Source organism: Streptomyces sp. NPDC045701, assembly GCF_056432045.1.
Genome location: NZ_JBWKJV010000015.1, coordinates 51243 through 74800, shown reverse-complemented (window position 1 = coordinate 74800; position 23558 = coordinate 51243). Strand labels below are relative to the sequence as shown.

Sequence of the window (23558 nt, the reverse complement as noted above, 5' to 3'; positions counted from 1 at the left end):
CCCCGTCCGGCCCCCCACGCCGGGCGGGGGCGGTTCGCTGTACGCGGCGGCTGGTGAACGGCCGTCAGTTTGCGGGGACGCTGAGCGGTTATCCGCACAGCATGACTGAGACCAACAAGACTTCGACGACCAAGACCGCATCGCGGGCCGGCACGGCGACCAAGGACCGGGCCGAGGACACCGCCAAGGGCGCGCGGAACACGGCGCAGGATGCCGCGAAGTCCGCGTCGCAGTCCGCACGCGGGGGCAAGGAGACGCTCGCCGGGATCGGCGGGGCGACCACGGAGAAGGCCAGGTCCGCGGCCAAGTCGGTGCAGTCGGCCGTCAGCACGGCGGCCGGCAGGGCGGGGGTGGCCTGGACGCTGGTGAAGGCCCGCAAGGCGATCGCCGCGGGTGCGGGCGCCGGTGTGGCGACCGTGGTGGCGTCCTCGTACGCCCTCGGCCGCCGGGCCGGTCTGCGCCGGCGCGGCCCGCTGTCCCGGCTGACCGGCGGTCGGCTCTGACCATGGCGAACGGTGCGGGGCGGGTGGTGGTGGCCGGTTCTCCACCGCCCGCCCCGCAGCCGCTGGAAGAGTGGACGGTATGACCGACTCCTTCCACACGGCTCATACCTACGAGCTGTCCCCCGCCACCCTCTCCGGGATACGGGCGATGCTGGACACCGCGTTCGACGGTGACTTCGGCGACCAGGACTGGGACCACGGCCTCGGCGGCGTCCACGCGTACGTGCGGGACGAGCACGGCGTCGCCGCGCACGGCAGCGTGATCATGCGCCGGGTGGCGCACGCGGGACGGTCGTACCGGATCGGTTACGTGGAGGCGGTCGCCGTCCGCGCCGACCGCCGCCGCCAGGGACTGGGCGGCCGGGTGATGGCGGCGCTGGAGGAGGTCGTCGACGGGGCCTACGCGTTCGGCGCGCTGTCGGCGTCCGACGAGGGCGCCGAGCTGTACCGGGCACGCGGCTGGCAGCTGTGGAACGGCCGCGTCGAGACGTACGGCCCGGACGGGGTGGCACACCTGCCGGACGAGGAGGACTCGACGTACCTGCACCCGTCGGCCGGCCGGCCGCTGCCCGCCGCCGACGCGGGCCCGCTGCTCTTCGACTGGCGCGACGGCGACGTGCTGTAGGCCTGGCGGGCGCCCCGGCTCGACCCCCGCTCCACCGGCGCCCGTCTCAAATAGTAGGAAGTCCGAGTAATTGTGGAGACAGACGCTCCGTGACGGCTTAGCTTTGTAGGAGCCGAACGTCTCGCTCCATCAAGCGAACGGCGGACGAGAGCGCCGTGCCCCCGGCAGGCAACCCCTGCGGCCGCGCTCCCCGCCCCTTCCGGCGCCTCGAATCATTCTGATCTCAAGGAGTCGATCGTCATGGCCGCTGAGACCGCCGTTCGCCGCGTCCGCCACGCCGCACCCCGCCCCTCCGACACCGAGCGCCGCAACGCCGCCGCCGCCCTGCAGAGGGCCCTGGACCGGCGGGACAACGGCGGGGCCACGGGCCACCACGCCAACTGACCGGACCGTCCACATCCTGGAACGCTCATGTCAGGCTCTGGGACGGGGGAGTAGGGTGCCGACATGTCTCGCAGCATCAATCTCGCAGTGGTTCCCGGTGACGGCATCGGCCAGGAGGTCGTGGCCCAGGGCCTGAAGGTCCTTCGCTCCGTCCTCCCGCAGGATGTGAAGCTGGAGACCAAGGAGTACGACCTCGGCGCCCAGCGCTGGCACCGCACCGGGGAGACCCTCCCCGACGCGGAGCTGGAATCCCTCAAGTCCCACGACGCCATCCTGCTCGGTGCGATCGGCGACCCCTCCGTCCCGTCCGGCGTCCTGGAGCGGGGGCTGCTGCTCAAGCTGCGCTTCGCCTTCGACCACTACGTCAACCTGCGTCCGTCGAAGCTGTTCCCGAACACCGCCACGCCGCTGGCCGGCCGTCCCGACATCGACTTCGTCGTCGTCCGGGAGGGCACCGAGGGCCCGTACACGGGCAACGGCGGCTCCCTGCGCACCGGCACCCCGGCCGAGGTCGCCACCGAGGTCAGCGTCAACACGGCGTACGGCGTCGAGCGGGTCGTGCGGGACGCGTACGAGCGGGCCGACGCCCGCCCGCGCAAGAAGCTGACGCTGGTGCACAAGAACAACGTCCTGGTCTACGCCGGCCACCTGTGGAAGAACATCTTCGACAAGGTCGGCCAGGAGTACCCCGAGGTCACCACCGACTACCTGCACGTCGACGCAGCGACGATCTTCTTCGTCACCCAGCCCGAGCGCTTCGACGTCATCGTCACCGACAACCTTTTCGGCGACATCCTGACCGACCTCGCCGCTGCCGTGACCGGCGGAATCGGCCTGGCGGCCTCCGGCAACATCAACCCGACGGGCGAGTTCCCGTCGATGTTCGAGCCCGTCCACGGCTCCGCGCCCGACATCGCGGGCCAGGGCAAGGCCGACCCCACCGCGACGGTCCTCTCGGTCGCGCTGCTCCTGCGTCACCTCGGCCACGAGGCCGAGGCCGTCCGCATCGAGGAGGCGGTCGCCGCCGACCTCGCGGAACGCGACGCCTCGGCGCCGCGTACGACGGACGAGATCGGCGACGCGCTCGCGGTACGCGTAGCGAACTGACCCGCCGACTGAGGATCACCAGACACAGCCGCCGGGTCGCACACGGACCCGGCGGCTTCTCCTGTGCGGCCCCGGGTGCCACCATCAACCCTGGACCGCACTCCAGCCGTTTCCTTGCACGGGCCACGCGAGCGATAATCGAACGCGGGGCCGCGGCATGCGGGAAAGCTCGGACGTCCTAGCAGCAGTAGCGGCGTGAGCGCGGTCCGTCACACACAACGGTGAAGGACACAGCACTCATGACGACGACGCCCACGATCGAGCTCAAGCCCTCCTCGAACCCGCTGTCCGACGCGGAGCGCGAGGCGATCCTGGCCAACCCCGGTTTCGGCCGCCACTTCACCGATCACATGGTGACGATCAAGTGGACGGAGGGGCGCGGCTGGCACGACGCCCAGCTGACGCCGTACGCGCCGCTCTCGATCGACCCGGCGAACATGACCCTGCACTACGCGCAGGAGATCTTCGAGGGACTGAAGGCCTACCGCCGCCCCGACGGCTCGATCTCGCTGTTCCGGCCCGAGGCCAACGCCGAGCGGTTCCAGATCTCCGCCAAGCGCCTGGCCATGCCGGAGCTGCCCGTCGAGACGTTCGTCGCCGCGTGCGACGCGCTGGTCCAGCAGGATCAGGCGTGGGTGCCGCCGCACGGCGGTGAGGAGTCGCTCTACCTGCGCCCCTTCATGATCGCCAATGAGGTCGGGCTGGGCGTCCGCCCGGCCAACGAGTACCTGTTCATCGTCATCGCCTCGCCGGCCGGCGCGTACTTCCCCGGCGGCGTGAAGCCCGTCTCGATCTGGCTGTCCGAGGACCGCGTCCGGGCCGTCCCCGGCGGCATCGGCTTCGCCAAGACCGGCGGCAACTACGCCGCGTCGCTGCTCGCCCAGGCCGAGGCCGCCGCCAAGGGCTGCGACCAGGTCGCGTACCTCGACGCGGTCGAGCACAAGTGGGTCGAGGAGCTCGGCGGCATGAACCTGTACTTCGTGTACGACGGCCGGATCGTCACTCCGGAGCTCACCGGCTCCCTGCTGGCCGGCATCACCCGTGACTCGCTCCTCCGGCTCGCCGCCGACCTCGGCTTCGAGGCGGTGGAGGGCCGCGTCTCCATCGACCAGTGGCGGACCGACACCGAGAACGGCACGCTCAAGGAGGTCTTCGCCTGCGGTACGGCCGCGGTGATCACCCCGGTCGGCCGGGTCAAGTCGGCGAGCGGTGAGTGGACCCAGTCGGGCGGCGAGCCGGGCGAGGTCACGCTGAAGCTCCGCAGGACGCTGCTGGACATCCAGACCGGCGCGGCGGACGACCCGCACGGCTGGACCCACAAGGTCGGCTGATCCGCGAGGCACGCGTACCGGTACGTACGAGAACGCCCGCGCCCCCACCGGGGGGCGCGGGCGTTCCGCGTTCCGCCGCGCCGGGGGGCGTCGCGCTTCGGGGATCGTGTCGACCGCGCGCGGTTGCCTGGGCAGGGGCGCTTTCCCGGCTCCGCGCAGTGAAACGAGGCCGCTTAGAGTGACGCTCAATACGGCATTGACCCGATGGCTCTGTTGCTGGTTCCTTCCTGCATCACTTGTGGTTAGAGTGTTGCTCAAACAGGAGGTGTGGTGACGTGCGACTGACCCCCACGGAGCGCGACCGGCTGCTGATCTTCGGCGCCGCCGAGCTCGCCCGGGCCCGCCGGGCCCGTGGCCTGAAGCTCAATGTCCCCGAGGCGACCGCCCTCATCGCGGACACCGTCTGCGAGGCGGCCCGCGACGGGCGGCGGCTCGCCGAGGCGATCGAGCTGGCCCGCTCGGTCCTCGGCCCCGACGACGTCCTGCCGGGCGTCGCGGACGTCGTGACCGAGGTCCACGTGGAGGCCGTCTTCGACGACGGCTCCCGGCTCGCCGTGGTCGGCGACCCCATCGGCGGCCCCGGCCTGGCGGACGGCGCCCCGGGCGCCCTGCTCCCGGGGCCGGCGCACACCGAACCCGAGCCCGTGGCACGGCTGCGGGTCACCAACACCGCGGGCGTGCCGGTCTCCGTGACCTCGCACTTCCACTTCTTCGAGGCCAACCCCCGGCTCCACTTCGATCGGGCCCGGGCCTACGGCATGAGGCTCGCCGTTCCCGCCGGATCATCCGTGCGGTTCGGCCCGGGCGACAGCGAGGAGGTCGGCCTGGTGCCGATCGGCGGCGACCGGATCGCGATCGGCTTCGCCGGCCTCGTCGACGGTCCACTGGACGCGCCGGGCGCCCGCGAGGAAGCACTGCGCCGCGCCGCCGCCTGCGGATACCTCGGCGTACCGGACACCATGGAGCAGGAGACCGAGCGATGAGCCGCCCCGGAGGCCACCCCGCCGAAGCGCGCCGTCTCACCCCGTACGAGTACGCCGCCACCCACGGCCCGCGCGCGGGCGACCGCGTCCGCCTCGGCGACTCGGGCCTCACCGTCCGCGTCGAGTCCGACTCCCAGAAACCCGGCGACGAGTTCCTCGCCGGCTTCGGCAAGACCGCCCGCGACGGACTGCACCTCAAGGCCGCCGCCGTCCGCCAGACCTGCGACGTGGTCATCAGCAACGTTTTGGTCATCGACGCCGTCCAGGGCATCCGCAAGGTGTCCATCGGCATCCGCGAGGGCCGCATCCACGCCATCGGCCGGGCCGGCAACCCCGACACCCTCGACGGCGTCGACGTCGTCGTCGGCACCGGGACCAGCATCGTCTCCGGCGAGGGCCTCATCGCCACCGCCGGAGCGGTCGACACCCACGTCCACCTGCTGTCCCCGCGCATCATGGAGGCCTCCCTCGCCTCCGGCGTCACCACGATCATCGGCCAGGAGTTCGGCCCGGTGTGGGGCGTCGGCGTCAACTCCCCCTGGGCGCTGCGCCACGCCTTCAACGCCTTCGACGCCTGGCCGGTCAACATCGGCTTCCTGGGCCGCGGCTCGTCCTCCCACGAGGCACCGCTCATCGAGGCGCTCGCCGAGGGCGGCGCGTCCGGGTTCAAGGTGCACGAGGACATGGGCGCCCACACCCGCGCCCTCGACACCGCGCTGCGCGTCGCCGAGGAGTACGACGTCCAGGTCGCCCTCCACAGCGACGGCCTGAACGAGTGCCTCTCGGTGGAGGACACCCTCAAGGTGCTGGAGGGCCGCACCATCCACGCCTTCCACATCGAGGGCTGCGGCGGCGGACACGTACCGAACGTGCTGAAGATGGCGGGCGTGCCCAACGTCATCGGCTCCTCCACCAACCCCACCCTCCCCTTCGGGCGGGACGCGGTCGACGAGCACTACGGGATGATCGTCTCCGTACACGACCTGAAGACCGACCTGCCCGGCGACGCGGCCATGGCCCGCGACCGGATCAGGGCCGGGACGATGGGCGCGGAGGACGTCCTGCACGACCTCGGCGCGATCGGTATCACGTCGTCGGACGCGCAGGGCATGGGAAGGGCCGGCGAGACCGTACGCCGGACCTTCGCCATGGCCGGGAAGATGAAGGCCGAGCTCGGCCCCCTGGAAGGCGACGGGGACGGCGACGACAACGCGCGCGTCCTGCGCTACATGGCCAAGCTCACCATCAACCCGGCGATCGCTCACGGCCTCGCGCACGAGATCGGCTCGATCGAGGCCGGCAAGCTCGCCGACATCGTGCTCTGGCGGCCCGAGTTCTTCGGCGCCAAGCCGCAGCTCGTCCTCAAGTCGGGCTTTCCCGCGTACGGGGTCGTGGGTGACCCGAACGCCGCCACCGACACCTGCGAACCGCTCGTCCTCGGCCCGCAGTTCGGGGCGTTCGGCGCGACGGCCGCCGACATCTCCGTGGCGTTCGTCTCCGGCGCCGCCGCCCAGACCGGCAACGACCTGATGCCCACCCGCCGCCGCCGGGTCGCCGTGCGCGGCACCCGCGGCATCGGCCCCCGGGACCTGCTCCTCAACTCCCGCATCGGCCAGGTCGCGGTCGACGGCCGCACCGGCCTCGTCACCCTCGACGGCGACCCGGTCCGCTCCGACCCGGCCGACTCCGTCTCCCTCAACCGCCTCTACTTCCTCTGAGGACACCCACGCCATGACGACCTTCCGCATGCCCGCCGAATGGGCCCCGCACGAGCGCACCTGGATGGCCTGGCCGGGCCCGAACCCGACCTTCACCAACGACGACGAACTGCGCGAGGCCCGCGAGGCGTGGGCGTCGGTCGCCCGCGCCGTACGCCGCTTCGAGCCGGTGACCGTGGTCCACGCCCCCGGCGACCAGGAGTCCGCCCGTGAGCTGCTCGGCCCGGACATCGACCTGGCCGAACGCGACCTGGACGACGCCTGGATGCGGGACATCGGCCCGACCTTCGTCACCGACGGCGAACGGCTGGCCGCCGTGGACTGGGTGTTCAACGGCTGGGGCGCGGCGGACTGGGCGCGCTGGGAGCACGACTCCAAGATCGCCCGCCATGTCGCGGACCTCGCGGGCGTACCCGTGCACAGCAGCCCCCTGGTCAACGAGGGCGGCGCCATCCACGTCGACGGCGAGGGCACGGTCCTGCTCACCGACACCGTCCAGCTCGGCCCCGAGCGCAACCCGGAGTGGACGCGCGAGCAGGTCGAGGCCGAGATCCACGCCAAGCTCGGCACCACCAAGGCGATCTGGCTGCCCCGCGGCCTGACCGGCGACTACGGCATGTACGGCACGCGCGGCCACGTCGACATCGTCGCCGCCTTCGCCCGCCCGGGCGTCGTGGTCGCCCACACCCAGCCCGACCCGTCCCACCCCGACCACGAGCTGTGCAAGGCCAACGTCGACCTGCTGCGCAAGCAGACCGACGCCAGGGGCCGCCGGCTGGAGGTCGTCGAGATCCCGGCCCCCACGGTCCTCCAGGAGGACGGCGAATGGGTCGACTACTCCTACATCAACCACTACCTCTGCAACGGCGGCGTGGTGCTCTGCGCCTTCGACGACCCGCGCGACGAGATCGCCGCGGGCATCTTCCGCCGCCTCTTCCCCGACCGCACGGTCACGCTGGTCGACGCCCGCGCGATCTTCGCCGGCGGCGGCGGCATCCACTGCATCACCCAGCAGCAGCCCAAGGCCGGATGACCGGTCGGCGGGGGGGCGGCCATCTCGGCCTCGCGCCCGTGGCCACCCCCGCCCGCCCCGGGCCGCGGATTCGCGCGAGCGGCCTGCCGAGGACCGCTGGACCCTGACCGGGGACCGGGAAGGATCAGGTACAACGTACGAGTGAACGAACCCCGCACGACACCGGCCGCCCGGCGGCGCAACAGCGCGCCGCCCAGGGAAGAGCTGCTCGCCGCCGCCATGGCCACCATCGCCGAGCGCGGGCTCGACGGGCTGACCATGGCGGGGCTCGGCCGCGAGGTCGGGATGAGCAGCGGCCACCTCCTCTACTACTTCCGCACCAAGGACGAACTGCTGCTGCAGACCCTGGAGTGGAGCGAGGGGCGGCTCGGCGCCGAGCGCGGCGCGCTGCTGTCCCGCCCCGCGCCGGTACGGCGACGGCTGGACGCGTACGTCGACCTGTACGTGCCCGACGGGCCGCGGGACCCGCACTGGACGCTCTGGCTGGAGGTCTGGAACCGCTCGCCGAACGCCGCCGACGACGCCCGCGCCCGGCAGGCCGCCATCGAGGGCGCCTGGCACCGCGACCTCGTCGCCCTCCTCGCCGAGGGCATCTCGCGGGGCGAACTGCGCGCCGTGGACCCCGACCGCTTCGCCGCCCGCCTGCGCGCCCTGCTCGACGGCTTCAGCGTCCACGTGGCGGTCGGTATACCGCGCACGGGCCGCGCGGCGGTGCTCACCCACGTACGGGAGTTCATCGACGACACCCTGGCGCCCGGGGGCCCCGACGGGGGACCGACCGCATCGTGAGACCCGGGTCCACCGGCGCCCGCGGCTGTGGCAGACTTCGGGCGTGCTTGCTACCACGATGATTATGGGCAGCAGCGCGCCGGTCCGCAGTGACCACTGAATCGCGGCAGAACCCCGCGGCAGTGGACACCGTGTCTCAGACCCGCGCGCAGACCTCTCGCACCCGCGAGGGGTCTTTTCGTTTTCCGGCCCCACCAGGGCCGGCGACGGCGGCGCGCGAGAATGGGGGCAGGTGGAGCCAGCCTTCCGGAGCACCGTCCGACAGGAGCCAACACAGTCATGACCACGGAGACCGACAGTCTTCATACCGTCGCCGGCGCGAGCGACGCCGCCGTCGACGACAGCTTCCACGTCTTCGACACGACGCTGCGCGACGGGGCCCAGCGCGAGGGCATCAACCTGACCGTCGCCGACAAGCTGACCATCGCCCGGCACCTCGACGACTTCGGCGTCGGCTTCATCGAGGGCGGCTGGCCCGGGGCCAACCCGCGCGACACCGAGTTCTTCGCCCGCGCCCAGCAGGAGATCCACTTCCGCAACGCGCAGCTCGTCGCCTTCGGCTCCACCCGCCGCGCCGGCGCCACCGCCGCCGAGGACCCGCAGGTCAAGGCGCTCCTCGACTCCGGCGCGCCGGTCATCACGCTGGTCGCCAAGTCGCACGACCGGCACGTCGAGCTGGCGCTGCGCACCACGCTCGACGAGAACATCGCCATGGTCCGCGACACCGTGGCCCACCTGCGCGAGCAGGGCCGGCGCGTCTTCGTCGACTGCGAGCACTTCTTCGACGGCTACCGGGCCAACCCGGAGTACGCCAAGGCCGTCGTCCGCGCCGCCGCCGAGGCCGGCGCCGACGTCGTCATCCTGTGCGACACCAACGGCGGCATGCTCCCCGCCCAGATCCAGGCCGTCGTCTCCACCGTCCTCGCCGACACCGGGGCCCGCCTCGGCATCCACGCCCAGGACGACACCGGCTGCGCCGTCGCCAACACCCTCGCCGCCGTCGACGCGGGCGCCACCCACGTCCAGTGCACCGCCAACGGCTACGGCGAGCGCGTCGGCAACGCCAACCTCTTCCCGGTCGTCGCGGCCCTGGAACTGAAGTACGGCAAGAAGGTGCTCCCCGACGGGGCGCTGAAGGAGATGACGCGCATCTCGCACGCCATCGCCGAGGTGGTCAACCTGACCCCCTCCACCCACCAGCCGTACGTCGGTGTCTCCGCCTTCGCCCACAAGGCCGGCCTGCACGCCTCCGCCATCAAGGTCGACCCCGACCTGTACCAGCACATCGACCCCGAGCGGGTCGGCAACACCATGCGGATGCTCGTCTCCGACATGGCCGGCCGCGCCTCCATCGAGCTCAAGGGCAAGGAACTGGGCGTCGACCTCGGCGGCGACCGCGCCCTGGTCTCCCGGGTCGTCGAGCGCGTCAAGGAGCGGGAGCTCAAGGGCTACACGTACGAGGCCGCCGACGCCTCCTTCGAGCTGCTGCTGCGCGCCGAGGTCGAGGGCCGCGCCCGCCGATACTTCCGCACCGAGTCGTGGCGCGCCATCGTCGAGGACCGCCCCGACGGCACCCACGCCAACGAGGCCACCGTCAAGCTGTGGGCCAAGGGGGAGCGGATCGTCGCGACCGCCGAGGGCAACGGCCCCGTCAACGCCCTCGACCTCGCGATGCGCGCCGGCCTCGAACGGATCTACCCCCAGCTCGCGAAGCTGGAGCTGGTGGACTACAAGGTCCGCATCCTGGAGGGCAAGCACGGCACGCAGTCCACGACCCGGGTCCTGATCACCACGACCGACGGCGAGGGCGAGTGGGCGACGGTCGGCGTGGGGGAGAACGTCATCGCCGCGTCGTGGCAGGCCCTGGAGGACGCGTACACCTACGGGCTCCTGCGCGCGGGCGTCGACCCGGCCGAGTAGGCCGCGCCGGGCTCAGGGGCGGCGCCGGAGTGCGGCGGGGCCGGGTCAGGCGCTGTCCGCCCCGACCCGCTCCGCCGGCTCGATGGCGAACACCTGGTCGAGCCCCACGATGCGCAGCACGCGGAGGGTGACCTCCGGCACCCCGGCCAGGGCGACGTCCGCCCCCGCCGTCGCGGCGAGGTTGCGGGCGACCAGGAAGGCGGTGATACCGCTGGAGTCGCAGAACCGGAGGCCGGCCAGGTGCAGGACCAGCCGCTGGCCGGGCAGCAGGGAGAGGCCCTCCAGCGTCTTGCGGAACTCGGTGACCGTATGGAAGTCCAGGTCTCCCTGGACGTCCAGCACCGGACCGGTCGGGGTGTGCCGTGTCGAGGTCTTCAGCATGGTGAGGATGTCGGGTTCTCGTGAGCGCGGGCGGGGACGCCCAGGGCGAGTATGGCGGTGTCGTCGTCGAGGCCGGTGCCGAAGCTCTCCAGCAGATCCGTCAGTGCCTTGACCGTGGTTTCCGCGCCCGAGGGTGCCAGTTCCGCGGCGTGAGCGAGGAGCCGCTCGTCACCGTACCGTCCGGTGGGGGTGCGGGCCTCGGTCAGGCCGTCGGTGTACAGCACCAGCGTGTCCCCGGGCTCCAGCCGGGTGCGTACCACCGCGAGGGGCGGCCGGGGCAGGATGCCGATGAGGACGCCACCCGGCGTGTGGACGTAGTCGGCGGTGCCGTCGTCCCGCAGCCGCAGGGCCGGCGGGTGCCCGCCGCCCGCGAGGGTGATGCCGAACCCGGCGCCGTCCGGGTCCGGGGCCTCCAGGATCCCGAGGACGACCGTGAGGTAGCGCGGGTCGTCCCCGGCGTACCGCTCGTACAGGACCGAGTTGAGGGTCTGCAGCACGGCCTCGGGATCGGCGTCGTTCATGGCCGCGGCGCGCAGGGTGTAGCGGGCCAGCGAGGTGACGGCGGCGGCTTCGGGCCCCTTGCCGCACACGTCGCCCAGGCAGAAGGCCCAGCGCCCGTCGCCCAGCGAGAACAGGTCGTAGAAGTCGCCGCCCAGGTGGTCGGGGGAGGCCGTGTGGTAGTGGGCGGCGCTCTCCAGACCGGGGACGAGGGGGAGCGAGGGCGGCAGCAGGCTGCGCTGGAGGACGGCCACCACCTCGTGCAGGTGCGCACGGCTGCGCTCCGCCTCCCGCTGCGCCTCCTCCGCGGTGCGGCGGGCCCGGAGGAGCTCCTGCTCGTAGGCGCGGCGGTCGCGGGCATCCGTCACGGTGGTGCGGATCAGCAGGGGCTCACCGTCGGCGTCCGTCTTGACGACGGAGGTGACCAGGACGGGGAGCCGGGCGCCGTCCGCGGCCTTCAGCTCCATGGCGATCCCGTGAACCTCGCCCTGCATCTGCAGCAGCGGGGCGAAGTGGGTCTCGTGGTAGAGCTTGCCGCCGATCGTCAGCAGGTCGGCGAAGCGCCTGCGGCCGATCAGCTCCTCACGGCGGTAACCGAGCCAGGACAGCAGGGTGCCGTTGACCTTGGCGAGTGTGCCGTTCATCAGGGTCGACAGGTAGCCGCACGGCGCGTTCTCGTACAGGTCCTCGGCGGAGTCCTCCAGCAGCGGGGCGAACGCGGCCGCCTGCTGCTCGAGGGCGTCGGACGTCGCTGGGGGCGGGTCCGGTTCCTCCGGGCTCATCGCTCGCCGTCCAGGAGGAAGGCGGTGATCGCCTCCACGGTCGCCTCCGGCGCGCTGAGCTGCGGGCAGTGCCCCGTGGCGTCCAGGGTGACCAGGCGGCTGCCGGGGATGGCGGCGTGCACGTAGGCGCCCACCTCGCGCGGCGCGATCACGTCCTGGGCGCATTCCACGACCAGCGTCGGCACGGACACCTTGGCCAGGTCGTCCCTGCTGTCGCTCAGGAACGTGGTGCGGGCGAAGACCCGGGCGATGGCCGGATCGGTGCGGCAGAAGGCGTTGGTGAGCTCCTCGCCCAGCTCCGGGCGGTCGGGGTTGCCCATGATCAGGGGGGCCATCGCTCCCGACCAGCCGAGGTAGTTCGCGTCCAGGGACTCCAGCAGTTCGTCGATGTCCTCCTTGCTGAACCCGCCCCGGTAGCCCTCGTCGTCGATGTAGCGGGGGGACGGGGTCAGCAGCACCAGCTTGCCGATCCGCTCGGGTTCCTTCGCCGCGGCCATCACCCCGGCCATCGCGCTCACGGAGTGGCCGACGAACACCGCGTCGCGCAGGTCGAGCTCGCGGCAGACGTCGAGGACGTCCTCGGCGTACCCGTCGAGGGAGGAGTACCGTCCGGCGTCCCACGCGGTCAGGTCCGACCCGCCCGCGCCCACGTAGTCGAACAGCACCACACGGTGGTTCTCGGCCAGCGCGGGCGCCACCAGCCGCCACAGGTTCTGGTCGCAGCCGAACCCGTGGGCGAGGACGAGAGCCGGGCCCTCCTGGCGGCCGATGACCGAAACGTTGTTCCTACGACGGATGTCCATCCGAGCATCCTCCCATTGAGCTCGGTTCCATTCTTCCGTACTGTTATGCCCGCTTTACACTCATTTGGGGTAGCGTCGATGGTATGAGGACCAGGCCGTTCACCCTCCTGTCGGCCTTGGCGGGGCTGACTCTGCTGCTGCTCCTGGCCCTGGCCCCCGGCGCGGGGGCCAGGGCCACGGGGCTCCAGGACGCGGCCGAGGCGCTGAAACAGGGCCCGGTGTACGTCCACCCCGACGCCGCCGACCAACTGCCGAAGGCCGCGGCCGACGCACTGGCGGACAAGATCAAGGACGCCGACAAACCGGTCTTCGTCGCGGTCCTGCCCGCCACGGCGGAGTTCCCGCGGCAGGGCCTCCTGCAGAACCTGCGCACCCAGACCGGCATCTCCGGTCTGTACGGCGTACGCCTCGGCGACTCCTTCGCCGCCGGGGCCGACCGGGCCGTGATGTCCAACCGGGCCGTACAGAACGTCGTGCAGTCCGTCCGGCAGCCCGGCGTGGACGCCACCACCGAGCTGAACGACTTCGTCGACCAGGCCCTCCCGCAGGTACGCGGGGACGCCCCCGGCGGCTGGCCCGGCGTCCCCGGCGAGCGTGCCCCCGTCGCCGGGCTGATCGCCGTCGGCGCCCTGGCCGCCGCGGGCGGCGCGACCGCCCTGACCGTCACCCGCCGCCGTCGGCAGCGGCGTGAGCAGCAGGAACAGCAAGCCCTGGACCGGCTCCGGGTCGTCGTCGACGAGGACATCACCGCGTACGGCGAGGAACTCGACCGGCTCGACTTCCACCCCGCCGAGAAGGGCGCCGACGACGCGATGCGCGCCGACTACGAACGCGCCCTCGACTCGTACGACAGGGCCAAGTCCCTGATGGGCCAGGCCCGGCACCCCCATGACGTACGGGGCGTGACCGAGGCCATCGAGGACGGCCGGTACGCGCTGGCCGTCCTGTCCGCCCGCCGCGAGGGCCGCCCGCTTCCCGAGCGGCGGGCGCCCTGCTTCTTCGACCCGCGTCACGGCCCGGCCACCACCGAGGTGGAATGGTCCCCGTCCGGCGGCGCGGTGCGCGAGGTACCGGTCTGCGCGGCGGACGCCGCGCGGCTGGCGCAGGGCCAGGACCCCATGACCCGGACCGTGGAGACCGAGTACGGCCGCCGCCCCTACTGGGAGGCCGGTCCGGCGTACGGTCCGTGGGTCGGCGGGTACTTCGGCGGTGGCATCCTGCCCGGCCTGCTGATGGGCACCATGCTCGGCTCGATGCTGTCCACCCCGGCGTACGCGGCGGAGTACGGCGGCGCCGGGTACGAGGGCGGCGACTTCTCGGGCGGCGACTTCAACGCCTCGGACTTCGGCGGCGGCTCCGGCGGCGACGGCGGAGGCTTCGGGGGCGGCGACTTCGGGGGCGGCGGCGACTTCGGCGGCGGCGGGTTCTGAGCACACCGCGGGCCCCGCGGCCACCTCGGGCCGGCGTCACCCGCGGTCTCTCGGGCCGGCGTCACCGGGCCGGCCGGACGCCGCGGGCATCCGGGCGGTTCTCCCGGGCCCGGGTCACCCCGGTGACCCGGGGCCCCTCGCCGTGGCGCGGCCACCCGGCCGCATAATCGCCGGATGCGTCCGACCGCCTCCGTGTCCCCCACCCGTCGTCCTGCCGGCCGGGACCGGCTCCCGTCTCTCACCGGGCTCCGCTTCTGGGCGGCCCTTCTGGTGGTGCTCTACCACCTGTCCCGGCAGGCGGGCGAGCTGCCGGGCGTCAGCGAGGCGGTCTGGTACGGGCGCAGCGGGGTGACGTTCTTCTTCGTCCTGTCCGGGTTCGTGCTGGCCTGGACGTACGACGGGAAGCGCGTGCCGGCGCCGGTCTTCCTGTGGCGCCGGTTCGCCCGCATCTGGCCGCTCCTCGCCGCCACCACCGCGCTGTCGGTGGGCGCCTGGCTCGCCCTGGGCAAGGACGTGTCGGTGAAGGCGGTGGCCGCGTCGCTGTTCCTGGTCCACGCCTGGTCGCCCGACCCCGTCGTCCTGCGCGGGGGCAATCCGGCGGCCTGGTCGCTCAGTGACGAGGCCTGGTTCTACCTGCTCTTCCCGCTGCTGATGGCGCTGCCCGCCGTACGCTCCCCGCGCGGACGGCGCCGGCTCGCGGGCGGGGTCTGCGTGGCCGTGGTGCTGGTCTGGCTGAGCGGCGCGCTGATCGCCGACAGCGGCACGCGCGCGTGGGCGCTGGACTACCTGCCCCTGACGCGGACGGCGCAGTTCCTGCTCGGTGTGGTGACCGGCCTGGCGGTGGCGCGCGGATGGCGGCCGCCGGTGGGCCTGTGGTTGGCGGTGGCGCTGGTGGCCGGCTGGCACCTGCTGCTGGTGCCCTGGTCCCACGCCGTACCGGACGCGCTCTGGTACAGCCCGTACGCCGCCTCGCAGTTGCTCGCCACCCCGCTGTTCGCCCTGCTGGTCGCCGCGGCGGCGCGGGCGGACCTCGACGGCCGGCCGACCGGCCTCGGCGGTCCGTGGGCGGTACGGCTCGGGCACTGGTCGTACGCCTGGTACCTGGTCCACGAGATCGTGATCCGCCTCTGGCTCGGGTACGCCGGGAAGCCCGCCGGCCCGATCGGCACGGCGGTGGTCTGGTCGCTCGTCCTCGCCGTGAGCCTGGCCCTGTCGGCGGGCGCCTACCACGGGGTCGAACGCCCGCTGGAACGGCGGCTGCGGGCACGGGGGCCGCGCCCCGCTGCCGAGCCGGTGGTGCTGCCGGCCCGGCGCTAGCAGGACCCGGTGTTCACTCTTTCGGATACTTCGGGCCGTTCTCGTGCATCCCCGGGGCCTGCGGGAGCGTCTTGTCGGTAGCGGTTTTCTCCGGGCAGCGTGCCGCGGCTGCACGTACGGGAGTGTCGACTTTGAACAGCAGGAACAACAGCCGCATCGGGGCGGTGTGCGTGACCGTCTGCGCCATGTCGGCGGCCGGGGCGGGCCTCGCCCCGGCCCAGGCGGCCCCGGTGCGCCCACCCGCGATCACCGCCAAGGGCGGCTTCACGATGGACGCCGGCACGGGGGCGGCCCTGTTCGCGAAAGGCGCCGACAGCCGTCTGCCCACCGGATCGACGGCCAAGATCATGACGGCCCATGTGGTCCTCTCGCAGAAGAACCTGGACCTGAACCGGAAGGTCACCGTCCAGATGGCGTACAGCGACTACATCGTGGCCAAGACGGCCTCGTCGGCACGGCTGATCGTGGGCGACAAGGTGACGGTCCGGCAGCTGCTCTACGGCCTCATGCTCCCCTCCGGGTGCGACGCCGCGTACGCCCTGGCCGACACCTACGGCACCGGCTCCACCCGCGCCGCACGCGTCAAGTCGTTCGTCGGCAGGATGAACGCGGCGGCCGGCAAGATGGGCCTGAAGAACACCCACTTCGACTCGTTCGACGGCATCGGCAACGGCAAGAACTACTCGACCCCGCGCGACCTGACCAGGCTCGCCGCGCAGGCGATGAAGAGTCCGACCTTCCGCGCGGTGGTGAAGACCAAGTCGACCAAGCAGCGGGTCATGACGAAGACCGGCGGCTACCGCGACATGGCGTGGGTCAACACCAACAAGCTGCTGGGCACGTACCAGGGAGCCCTCGGGGTCAAGACCGGTTCCGGCCCGGAGGCCAAGTACTGCCTGGTCTTCGCCGCGACCCAGGACGGCCGGACGGTCATCGGCACGGTCCTCGCCTCCTCCTCGGAGGCCAACCGCAACACGGACGCGACCAAGCTCATGAACCACGGCTTCAGGAAGTAGGCCACAAGGCGACGAGGCCGCGCCGGGCACCGGCTCCCGGTGCCCGCGACGGCCGTCGCCGTCCGGCGAGGGCGGCTTCCCAGGGACCGCTCTCCGACGAGCTGCGCCGTAGGCGGCACCCGGACGAGGAGACGGCGGAGGCGAGGGCGGCTGGGCTGGAGATCGTCGACGTCCGCATGGAGCGGCTGCGGATGGAGTTCCACGACGTCGGCGCGGTCGTCTACTTCCTGCGGAAGGTGATCTGGACGGTGCCGGGCTTCACGGTGGAGGAGTACCGGGAACGACTGAGGGACCTGCACGGCCTCATCGAGGCCGAAGGTCCCTTCGTCGCTCACTCGTGCCGGACGCTCATCGAGGCCCGTAAGCCCCTTACGCAGCGTTCTTGATCGCGGAGATCTCGAACGTCAGCCTGATCTTGTCGCTGACCAGCACGCCACCCGTCTCCAGCGCGGCGTTCCAGGTCAGGCCCCACTCGGAGCGGAGCAGCTCGGCCTTGCCCTCGAAGCCGACGCGCTCGTTGCCGAACGGGTCCTTGGCAGCGCCGTTGAACTCCAGGTCGATGGTGATCGGCTTGGTGACGCCCTTGATGCTGAGGTCGCCGGTGATGCGGTAGTCCGTGCCGCCCAGCGCTTCGGCGCTGGTGGAGCGGAAGGTCATCAGCGGGAACTGCTCGGCGTCGAAGAAGTCGGCGCTGCGCAGGTGGCCGTCGCGGTCGGCGCTGCCGGTGTCGATGGAGGCGATCTTGACGTCGATGGAGGCGCTGGAGGCCGCCGGGTCGGTGCCGTCGAGGTTCAGGATGCCCTCGTACTCGGTGAAGGCGCCCCGCACGTTGGTGACCATGGCGTGGCGGGCGGTGAAGCCGATGCCGCTGTGCGACGGGTCGATGCTGTACGTCCCGGTCAGGGCGGCCAGGGCCGGGTCCACGGCGGCGGTGGCGGGAACGGTGGCGGTCGCGGCGGTGCTGCGGCTGAAGAGACCCATGATGACGTTCTCCTTCGGAGTTGGTTGAACCTTCAACGAGAATGACTGTAGACCTATTCCGTTTAAGTTTCAACCACTCTGGTGGACGGGTCCCCGACGCCCACTGGCGTCCGCGCTACGGGGTCCGGCACCATCTGTCTGCTCCACCTGCACGCGCACCGTCCGCCCCGGCATCCGCAGGAGGAAACGATGAAGCTCCGCCCCGTCCTCACCGCACTGGCCCTGCTCCTGGGAGCGCTCTTCGCCCCCGGCTTCGGCGTCGTCGGCGGCGCGACCGACGCCCACGCGGTCACCAAGATCAGCCATGCCACCGCGACCTCGATGTTCCGCTCCTCCGGCATCACCTGGTCGTCGTCCGGCGGCTGCTCCGACCGCAACAACCCCACCTGCACGTCCTTCGAGCAGCTCAACCTGGCCACCGCCCAGGGCGCCCAGACGCTGAAGAGCGCCAGCGGCTGCGCCCTCAACATCACCGGCGGCACCGAGACCGGTCACGCCGGCGGCACCTACTCGCACTGGAACGGCTACAAGCTCGACTACAGCAAGTACACGTGCATCGGGAGCTACATCAAGAACACCTTCACCTACATCGGCGCCCGCCCGGGCGACGGCGCCCCCCAGTGGAGGTCCGGCTCCGGCAACGTCTATGCCGACGAGGGCAACCACTGGGACGTGACGTACTACAACTGCGGCGGTTGCTGACGGCCGGGAGGCGCCACTGCCGGATCGTCGTCGGCGTGGTGGCGATGCCCCCGCCTGTTGATGTGGCGATGCGTACGTGCGTACGCGGTCTCACCGCCCATGATCGAGGCCGCGACCGCACGGCGTGCCGGGAGGGGGCGAACCACAGCCACCGGTGCCCCTCCCGGCGTTCGACCGGGCGCTGCGCTTCCCGCCCCCGACCGGACGCGATCGGCGGCCGGACGCCCTGGCCCTCCGCCCAGCCGCCGTGCCGCACCGTCGTCGGCCTCTTCCCCCGGCCCGCCGGCGCGGTACGCGAGCGGGATCCGGACTACCGCCCGGACGCCCCGCCGCCCCGGGCGCGGGTGGTCGCCATCGGCTGAGGCGGCCCGGCAGTCCCGACGCGCCACCCGCTCGGGGTCACGACCCGACCGACACCGTGAAACGGCGCGGGTTGCCGTCGTGCGCGGCGCCCGAGACGTCCGGCCGGCCGTCCGGCCGGACGTCGTCGTACGGGAAGGCGTAGCCGATCGGCGTGTTGGCGTGGACCACCCGCGAGAAGTGGTTGGTCGACGGGTCGCGGTAGTAGTCCGAGGGGGCCGGGCCGTTCGGCTGGTCGGGATGGGTGAGCAGGGTCGTGCGGTTGAAGCCGGCCGCGAGGCGGGCGAGGAGCGCCTTGCGGTCGTCGGAGTCGCCCGGGTTGTTGGTGAACGGGCCGTGGTTGCAGGTGAAGACGTCCTTGGAGGTGGGGCGGGTGAAGCTGTGGCCGCCGGTGAAGGTGAGGACATCCCCGTTCACCCGGCCCACGCGCACCCCGCGCCCACCCTGGAGGTCGATGCGCAGGTCGGTGGTGCGGTACTTCTGCCACACACGGTCGATGTAGCCGGTGAAGGCGTTGCGGAACGGCATCTGGTCGGGGCGGTCGAAGTAGGGCGCCATGAGGTTCTGCGGGGAGATCACCCGCAGGACCGAGCCGTTCGAGGCGCGGATGACCAGTTTGTCCCAGGGTTGGCCGTCCCGCGCCGCCTGGGCGACGAGCCCGTCCGCGATCCGCTGGAGGGCGCCGGCCGGCAGCGGGGCGACGGTGTGGGTGGTGTCACCGGTGAGCGTCAGGCCGATGGGCAGGGCGGTCACCAGGTCGACGTAGCTGATGTTGGCGTACAGCTGCTGCGGGTTGAACGTGAACTCGGCGAAGGACCAGACGCGGCCGTAGTTGGGGTCGGAGGGCGTGGCGAAGGCGGGCTCGACCAGGGCGGGGCCGGGGTTGAGGAAGAAGTCGAGCTTGTTGTCACGCACGAAGTAGACCCGCGCGCCGTACATCTGGGGCAGCGTCAGCACGACCGGGCCGGCGCCCGCCGGGCGCAGCGGTATCGCGCAGTCGACGGGCAGTGGCGTCAGCGGGGCGGCGGGGGACTCGGGGCGGTAGACGCCGCCGCCCGGGCGCAGCAGGACCCAGCGGCCGGTGCCCTGCTCGTGGCCGGTGACGTAGGCGCGGACGGTGCCGGGCAGCGAGCGGTTCTCCAGGGCGAGTTCGCAGGTCGCGGGGGCGGCGGAGGCGGTCGCGCCGCCGCGTACGCCGAGGGCGGTGGCCGCTGCGGCGGCGGCCGTCCCGGTGAGCAGGGCGCGGCGGGACAGGGGGCGGCGGGAGGCGGGGCGAGGGGACGCGTGGGACGCCATCAGGGCTCTCCTGTGGGGGTGGGGGGTGGGTGCCGCTCACTCTCGCGCCGCTCGGCAGAGGCGTCAAGACATGGGACTGAGAGCGCTCTCAAATTTTTGGTTCCTTCACAACTTAACAGCTTGCGCCGGGACTTGGATCAACCGGCTGGCGTTGTCGGACTGGCGTCACCGCGCCGGGCCGACCGCGTTGACGGTGCCGGGAGGGAACCGATACGCCAGAGGTCATGTCGCCACGATTCCGTGCGGTGTACGCCCTGGCCGCCGCCTCATCCGCCGTGTTCGCCCTGGCGGGCCCCGCCACCGCCGGAACGCCGCCCGTCGCGGAACCGCCGGCCGCCCCTGCCGCGTCCGGCGCGGGACGCACCGGCGCCCCGCACGCCGGCGACGCGGACATCGGGTCGCCGCACATCGGGTCGCCGCAGTTGTCCGTCGCCGTCGCCCGGGACTTCCCGCGCGTCCCGTCGTACACCGACCGCGCGAGCGGGGCGCGACTCCTCGGAGTGCGGGCCCGGACACCGCCGTCACGCTCAACGACGCCGTCCGTGCCGCCCCGCATCCCGTCGACGCCTGGGCGAGCGACCTGGGCTGGGCGACGGCCCGCAGCGGGTGGGGGCCCGTCGAGCGGGACATGTCCAACGGGGAGAGGGCGGCGGGGGACGGCACCCCGCTGCGGATCGGGGGAGTGGCGTACGGCAAGGGGCTGGAACCCGCGCCCCGGCGACCGTGCGCCACCACCCGGGCGGGAGGTGCGCCTCGTTCACCGCCGAGGTCGGCGTCGACGACGCCCGGACGACGCGCGGGACCGTGCGGTGCTCCGTCACGGCGGACGGTGCCACGAGGGCGACGTCCCCGGTCCTCGGGCCGGGCGACGGCGCCTGGTCGCTGGGCGCGGACGTCACGGGAGCCTCCTACGTCGATCTGGTCGTCGAGGACGGCGGTGACGGCAACGGCAGCGACCACGCCGACTGGTGCAACGCCCGCTTCCACTGCGAGGGGTGAGACACCGGGGTGAGAAGGGGCGTGCGTGATCGAACGATCAGTTCGCGCAAGGCGTGTGCGATTCATTGACTGTTTGTGCGTTCGTGTGAGAAAAACCGCTCACCCGTGAGCCCTCTGCTCGTCCGGATCCCCTCGGAGGTCCCTCCGCCATGCCTCCCTCCCCCTCCCGCCGCACGCTCCTCCTCGCCGCCGCCACCGCACCGCTCGCCCTGCCGGCGTCCCCGGCCCACGCCGCGCGCGCCGCCGAGGCCGGCGCGTTCGACACCCTCCGCCGCACCTGGCGCGACCTCCTGCTCGGCACCGGCTTCAGCCCCACCGCCGAGCCGTTCGCCGGAAAGCTCGCCGACCTCGGCACCACCGCCCGAGGCCTGCGCGCCGCCATGGCCCCGGCGGCCGGCTCCCTCTGGCCGGACCTCCCGTACGCCGACCCCGAACCCGACACGGACGCCGAGTCGTACACCCACTCCGGCAACCTCGGCACCAGTTTCAACCGGCTGCGCACGATGGCCGAGGCGTACGCCCAGCCCGGCACCGGACTCACCGGGAACACCGCCCTCCGGGCCGAAATCCTCACCGGCCTCGACCACCTCCACGACCAGGCGTACCACGCCTCCCGGGCCCGCTACGGCAACTGGTACAACTGGCAGATCGGCATTCCGCAGGCCCTCCTCGACATCGACGTCCTGCTGTACGACCACCTCGGCGCCGCCCGTGTCGCCGACCACTGCGCCGCCGTCGACCACTTCGTCCCCGACAGCGCCGTCGCGCACTACAGCGGCACGTCGACCGGCGCCAACCGCGTCGACCTGTGCCGCGTCCTCGCCCTCCGGGGCGTCGTCGGCGAGAACTCCGCCAAGACGGCCCTCGCGCGCGACGCGCTGACCCCGGTGTTCCCGTACGTCACCTCCGGCGACGGGCTGTACGCCGACGGCAGCTTCGTCCAGCACCTGTACGTGCCCTACGCCGGGTCCTACGGGGCGGTGATGCTCGGCGGTCTGTCACTGCTGCTCGCCCTGCTCAGGGGATCGCCGTGGGAGGTCACGGACAGCGGACGGCAGATCGTGTTCGACTCGGTCGAGAAGGCGTACGCGCCCTTCCTCTACAACGGCCTCGCCATGGACGCCGTTTCGGGGCGCGCCGTGAGCCGGGGCGTACAGAAGGCGGACACCCGGGGCGTCCGCCAGGACGACCACGTGCGCGGGCACGGGATCATCGCCTGCGTCGCGCTGCTGGCGCGGAGCGCGTCCACCGCCGAGAAGGCCCGCTGGGACGGCATGGTCAAGGGCTGGATCGCCCGCGACCACTACAGCCCGGTCCTCACCAGCCCGGCCCTGGGCGTCGCCCACCTGGCGCGGCTGAAGGCCGTGGACGACAGTGCGGCTCCCGCGAGCCCGGAACCGGTCGGTCACCGTCTCTTCCCCGCCATGGATCGGGCCGTCCACCGCCGCCCGGGATGGGCGGCGTCCCTGTCCATGGCGTCGAACCGGATCACGTACTACGAGAACGGCAACGGCGAGAACCTCCGCGCCTGGCACAGCGGCTCCGGAATGCTCTACTGGTGGGGCCGCGACTTCGCCAACGGCCAGTACAGCGACTCCTTCTGGCCGACCGTCGACCCCTCCCGGCTGCCCGGCACCACCGCCTCCCGCAAGGCGCTCGCGGACGGCGAGGGCGGCGTGTGGGGCGCGGCCCGGCCGGACGTCCGCTGGGTGGGCGGGGCGACGGACGGGACGTACGCGGCGGTCGGCCAGTACCTGAAGGGGCTGTCCTCCACGCTGCTGGCCAAGAAGTCCTGGTTCTTCCTGGACGACGCCGTGGTCTGCCTCGGCGCCGGCATCCACGGCCGGGACGGCACCGGCGTCGAGTCGGTGGTCGACAACCGCAACCTCGGCGCGTCGGGCACGCACGCCTTCACCGTCGATGGTGTGGCGCAGCCCACCGCGCCCGGCTGGAGCGCCACGCTGACCGGCGCCCGCTGGGCGCACCTGGCGGGCCACGCCGGGTACGTCTTCCCGGGCGGGGCCCAAAGCGGCCTGAAGGCGCTGCGCGAGGCCCGCACCGGCGCCTGGTCGGACATCAACAAGGGCGCGGTGACCGACCCCGTCACGCGCCGGTACCTCACCCTGTGGTTCGACCACGGCACCGATCCGACCTGGGCCGGGTACGCGTACGTCCTGATGCCCGGCGCGAGCACCGCGCTGACCGCCGCGCGCGCCGCCGACACCGGGTGGCTCACCGTGCTCGCCAACACGGCCGACCAGCAGGGCGTGCGCGTCCCGGCGCTCGGCTTCACGGGCGTCAACTTCTGGTTCGGCGGCGCCGTCGGCGCGCTCACAGCCTCCGCACCCGCGAGCGTGCTGGTCCGCGAGAGCGGCGGCACGGCCACCGTCTGCGTCTCCGGGCCGCTGCGGGACGGTGCCGCCGTCGACCTGACGTGGCACCGTCCGGTGTCCTCCGTGACGTCCAAGGACCCCTCCGTACAGGTGATGGCGACCGGGTCGTCGGTGACGCTGCGCGTCACGCCCGGCACCCTGGGGGCGGTCCACAAGGCGGTGGTGCGGCTGGGATAGAGCCCCGGAGCCCCTGTGTCACGTCCGCCG

20 protein-coding genes and 3 pseudogenes are annotated in these 23558 nt (G+C 72.5%); 18 read left to right on the top strand and 5 right to left on the bottom strand.

The window, feature by feature from the left end; genetic code table 11:
* Positions 1–101 precede the first annotated feature (101 nt).
* The 10 genes from AC07DW_RS18190 to cimA all read left to right on the top strand — a co-directional run bounded on the left by AC07DW_RS18190 (position 102) and on the right by cimA (position 10393).
* Complete coding sequence (locus AC07DW_RS18190; RefSeq protein ID WP_478858653.1) at positions 102–503, top strand: hypothetical protein; 402 nt, start codon at positions 102–104, stop codon at positions 501–503.
* A gap of 79 nt (positions 504–582) precedes the next feature.
* Positions 583–1128, top strand: coding sequence for a GNAT family N-acetyltransferase (locus AC07DW_RS18185; protein ID WP_478858652.1), 546 nt, complete (start codon positions 583–585; stop codon positions 1126–1128).
* A 240-nt stretch (positions 1129–1368) separates the two neighbouring features.
* Complete coding sequence (locus AC07DW_RS18180; RefSeq protein ID WP_478858651.1) at positions 1369–1512, top strand: hypothetical protein; 144 nt, start codon at positions 1369–1371, stop codon at positions 1510–1512.
* A gap of 63 nt (positions 1513–1575) precedes the next feature.
* Complete coding sequence (locus tag AC07DW_RS18175; RefSeq protein WP_478858650.1) at positions 1576–2619, top strand: 3-isopropylmalate dehydrogenase; 1044 nt, start codon at positions 1576–1578, stop codon at positions 2617–2619.
* Positions 2620–2858: 239 nt separating this feature from the next.
* Positions 2859–3950: a branched-chain amino acid aminotransferase gene (locus AC07DW_RS18170; protein ID WP_478858649.1), complete on the top strand. Its 1092-nt coding sequence runs from the start codon at positions 2859–2861 to the stop codon at positions 3948–3950.
* Positions 3951–4225: 275 nt separating this feature from the next.
* The gene (gene ureA, locus AC07DW_RS18165; RefSeq protein WP_478858648.1) at positions 4226–4933 is read left to right on the top strand and encodes an urease subunit gamma; all 708 of its coding nucleotides are present in this window, start codon (positions 4226–4228) and stop codon (positions 4931–4933) included.
* A complete protein-coding gene (locus AC07DW_RS18160) occupies positions 4930–6651 on the top strand; it encodes an urease subunit alpha (RefSeq protein ID WP_478858647.1) in 1722 nt (573 codons plus the stop codon). Before ureA ends, AC07DW_RS18160 begins: the two co-directional genes overlap by 4 nt.
* A gap of 13 nt (positions 6652–6664) precedes the next feature.
* Positions 6665–7684 (top strand): agmatine deiminase family protein, encoded by a 1020-nt coding sequence (locus tag AC07DW_RS18155; RefSeq protein ID WP_478858646.1) that lies wholly within the window; start codon positions 6665–6667, stop codon positions 7682–7684.
* A 204-nt stretch (positions 7685–7888) separates the two neighbouring features.
* A complete protein-coding gene (locus AC07DW_RS18150) occupies positions 7889–8473 on the top strand; it encodes a TetR/AcrR family transcriptional regulator (RefSeq protein WP_478858714.1) in 585 nt (194 codons plus the stop codon).
* Between the two features lie 279 nt (positions 8474–8752).
* The gene (gene cimA, locus AC07DW_RS18145) at positions 8753–10393 is read left to right on the top strand and encodes a citramalate synthase (RefSeq protein WP_478858645.1); all 1641 of its coding nucleotides are present in this window, start codon (positions 8753–8755) and stop codon (positions 10391–10393) included.
* 45 nt (positions 10394–10438) lie between these two features.
* Here the strand turns inward: cimA and AC07DW_RS18140 are convergent, their stop codons facing one another.
* From AC07DW_RS18140 to AC07DW_RS18130, 3 genes are read right to left on the bottom strand one after another with little or no spacing between them, the layout of a single operon-like run.
* A complete protein-coding gene (locus AC07DW_RS18140; protein WP_478858644.1) occupies positions 10439–10774 on the bottom strand; it encodes an STAS domain-containing protein in 336 nt (111 codons plus the stop codon).
* Positions 10768–12054 carry a PP2C family protein-serine/threonine phosphatase gene (locus AC07DW_RS18135; RefSeq protein WP_478858643.1) on the bottom strand — a complete coding sequence of 429 codons (1287 nt, stop codon included), beginning with the start codon at positions 12052–12054 and terminating at the stop codon, positions 10768–10770. Before AC07DW_RS18135 ends, AC07DW_RS18140 begins: the two co-directional genes overlap by 7 nt.
* Positions 12051–12857 carry an alpha/beta fold hydrolase gene (locus AC07DW_RS18130; RefSeq protein WP_478858642.1) on the bottom strand — a complete coding sequence of 269 codons (807 nt, stop codon included), beginning with the start codon at positions 12855–12857 and terminating at the stop codon, positions 12051–12053. Before AC07DW_RS18130 ends, AC07DW_RS18135 begins: the two co-directional genes overlap by 4 nt.
* An 83-nt stretch (positions 12858–12940) precedes the next feature.
* Here AC07DW_RS18130 and AC07DW_RS18125 point away from each other — a divergent pair, with 83 nt between their 5' ends.
* The 4 genes and pseudogenes from AC07DW_RS18125 to AC07DW_RS18110 all read left to right on the top strand — a co-directional run.
* Positions 12941–14287 carry a hypothetical protein gene (locus tag AC07DW_RS18125; RefSeq protein ID WP_478858641.1) on the top strand — a complete coding sequence of 449 codons (1347 nt, stop codon included), beginning with the start codon at positions 12941–12943 and terminating at the stop codon, positions 14285–14287.
* Between the two features lie 174 nt (positions 14288–14461).
* Positions 14462–15604 carry an acyltransferase family protein gene (locus tag AC07DW_RS18120; protein ID WP_478858640.1) on the top strand — a complete coding sequence of 381 codons (1143 nt, stop codon included), beginning with the start codon at positions 14462–14464 and terminating at the stop codon, positions 15602–15604.
* A 185-nt stretch (positions 15605–15789) separates the two neighbouring features.
* Entirely contained in the window at positions 15790–16620 is an 831-nt protein-coding gene (locus AC07DW_RS18115; RefSeq protein ID WP_478858713.1) for a D-alanyl-D-alanine carboxypeptidase family protein, read from the top strand.
* Positions 16621–16703: 83 nt separating this feature from the next.
* Positions 16704–17006, top strand: a pseudogene (locus AC07DW_RS18110) (SAM-dependent methyltransferase); the annotation flags it as partial.
* Here the strand turns inward: AC07DW_RS18110 and AC07DW_RS18105 are convergent.
* The gene (locus tag AC07DW_RS18105) at positions 16990–17601 is read right to left on the bottom strand and encodes a YceI family protein (RefSeq protein ID WP_478858639.1); all 612 of its coding nucleotides are present in this window, start codon (positions 17599–17601) and stop codon (positions 16990–16992) included. The pseudogene AC07DW_RS18110 and the gene AC07DW_RS18105 overlap by 17 nt on opposite strands.
* A 189-nt stretch (positions 17602–17790) precedes the next feature.
* On the opposite strand from AC07DW_RS18105, the gene AC07DW_RS18100 reads away from it, so the two are divergent.
* Positions 17791–18303 carry a hypothetical protein gene (locus AC07DW_RS18100; protein ID WP_478858638.1) on the top strand — a complete coding sequence of 171 codons (513 nt, stop codon included), beginning with the start codon at positions 17791–17793 and terminating at the stop codon, positions 18301–18303.
* Positions 18304–18491: 188 nt separating this feature from the next.
* Positions 18492–18665 (top strand): annotated as a pseudogene (locus AC07DW_RS18095) (DUF2201 family putative metallopeptidase); the annotation flags it as partial.
* A 37-nt stretch (positions 18666–18702) separates the two neighbouring features.
* Here AC07DW_RS18095 and AC07DW_RS18090 read toward each other — a convergent pair.
* A complete protein-coding gene (locus tag AC07DW_RS18090) occupies positions 18703–19959 on the bottom strand; it encodes a glycoside hydrolase family 64 protein (RefSeq protein WP_478858637.1) in 1257 nt (418 codons plus the stop codon).
* Positions 19960–20029: 70 nt separating this feature from the next.
* Between AC07DW_RS18090 and AC07DW_RS18085 the strand changes: the two are divergent.
* Together AC07DW_RS18085 and AC07DW_RS18080 are read left to right on the top strand one after the other, a co-directional pair.
* A pseudogene (locus AC07DW_RS18085) lies at positions 20030–20958 on the top strand (NPCBM/NEW2 domain-containing protein).
* A gap of 149 nt (positions 20959–21107) precedes the next feature.
* Complete coding sequence (locus AC07DW_RS18080; RefSeq protein WP_478858636.1) at positions 21108–23528, top strand: polysaccharide lyase 8 family protein; 2421 nt, start codon at positions 21108–21110, stop codon at positions 23526–23528.
* Positions 23529–23558 lie beyond the last annotated feature (30 nt).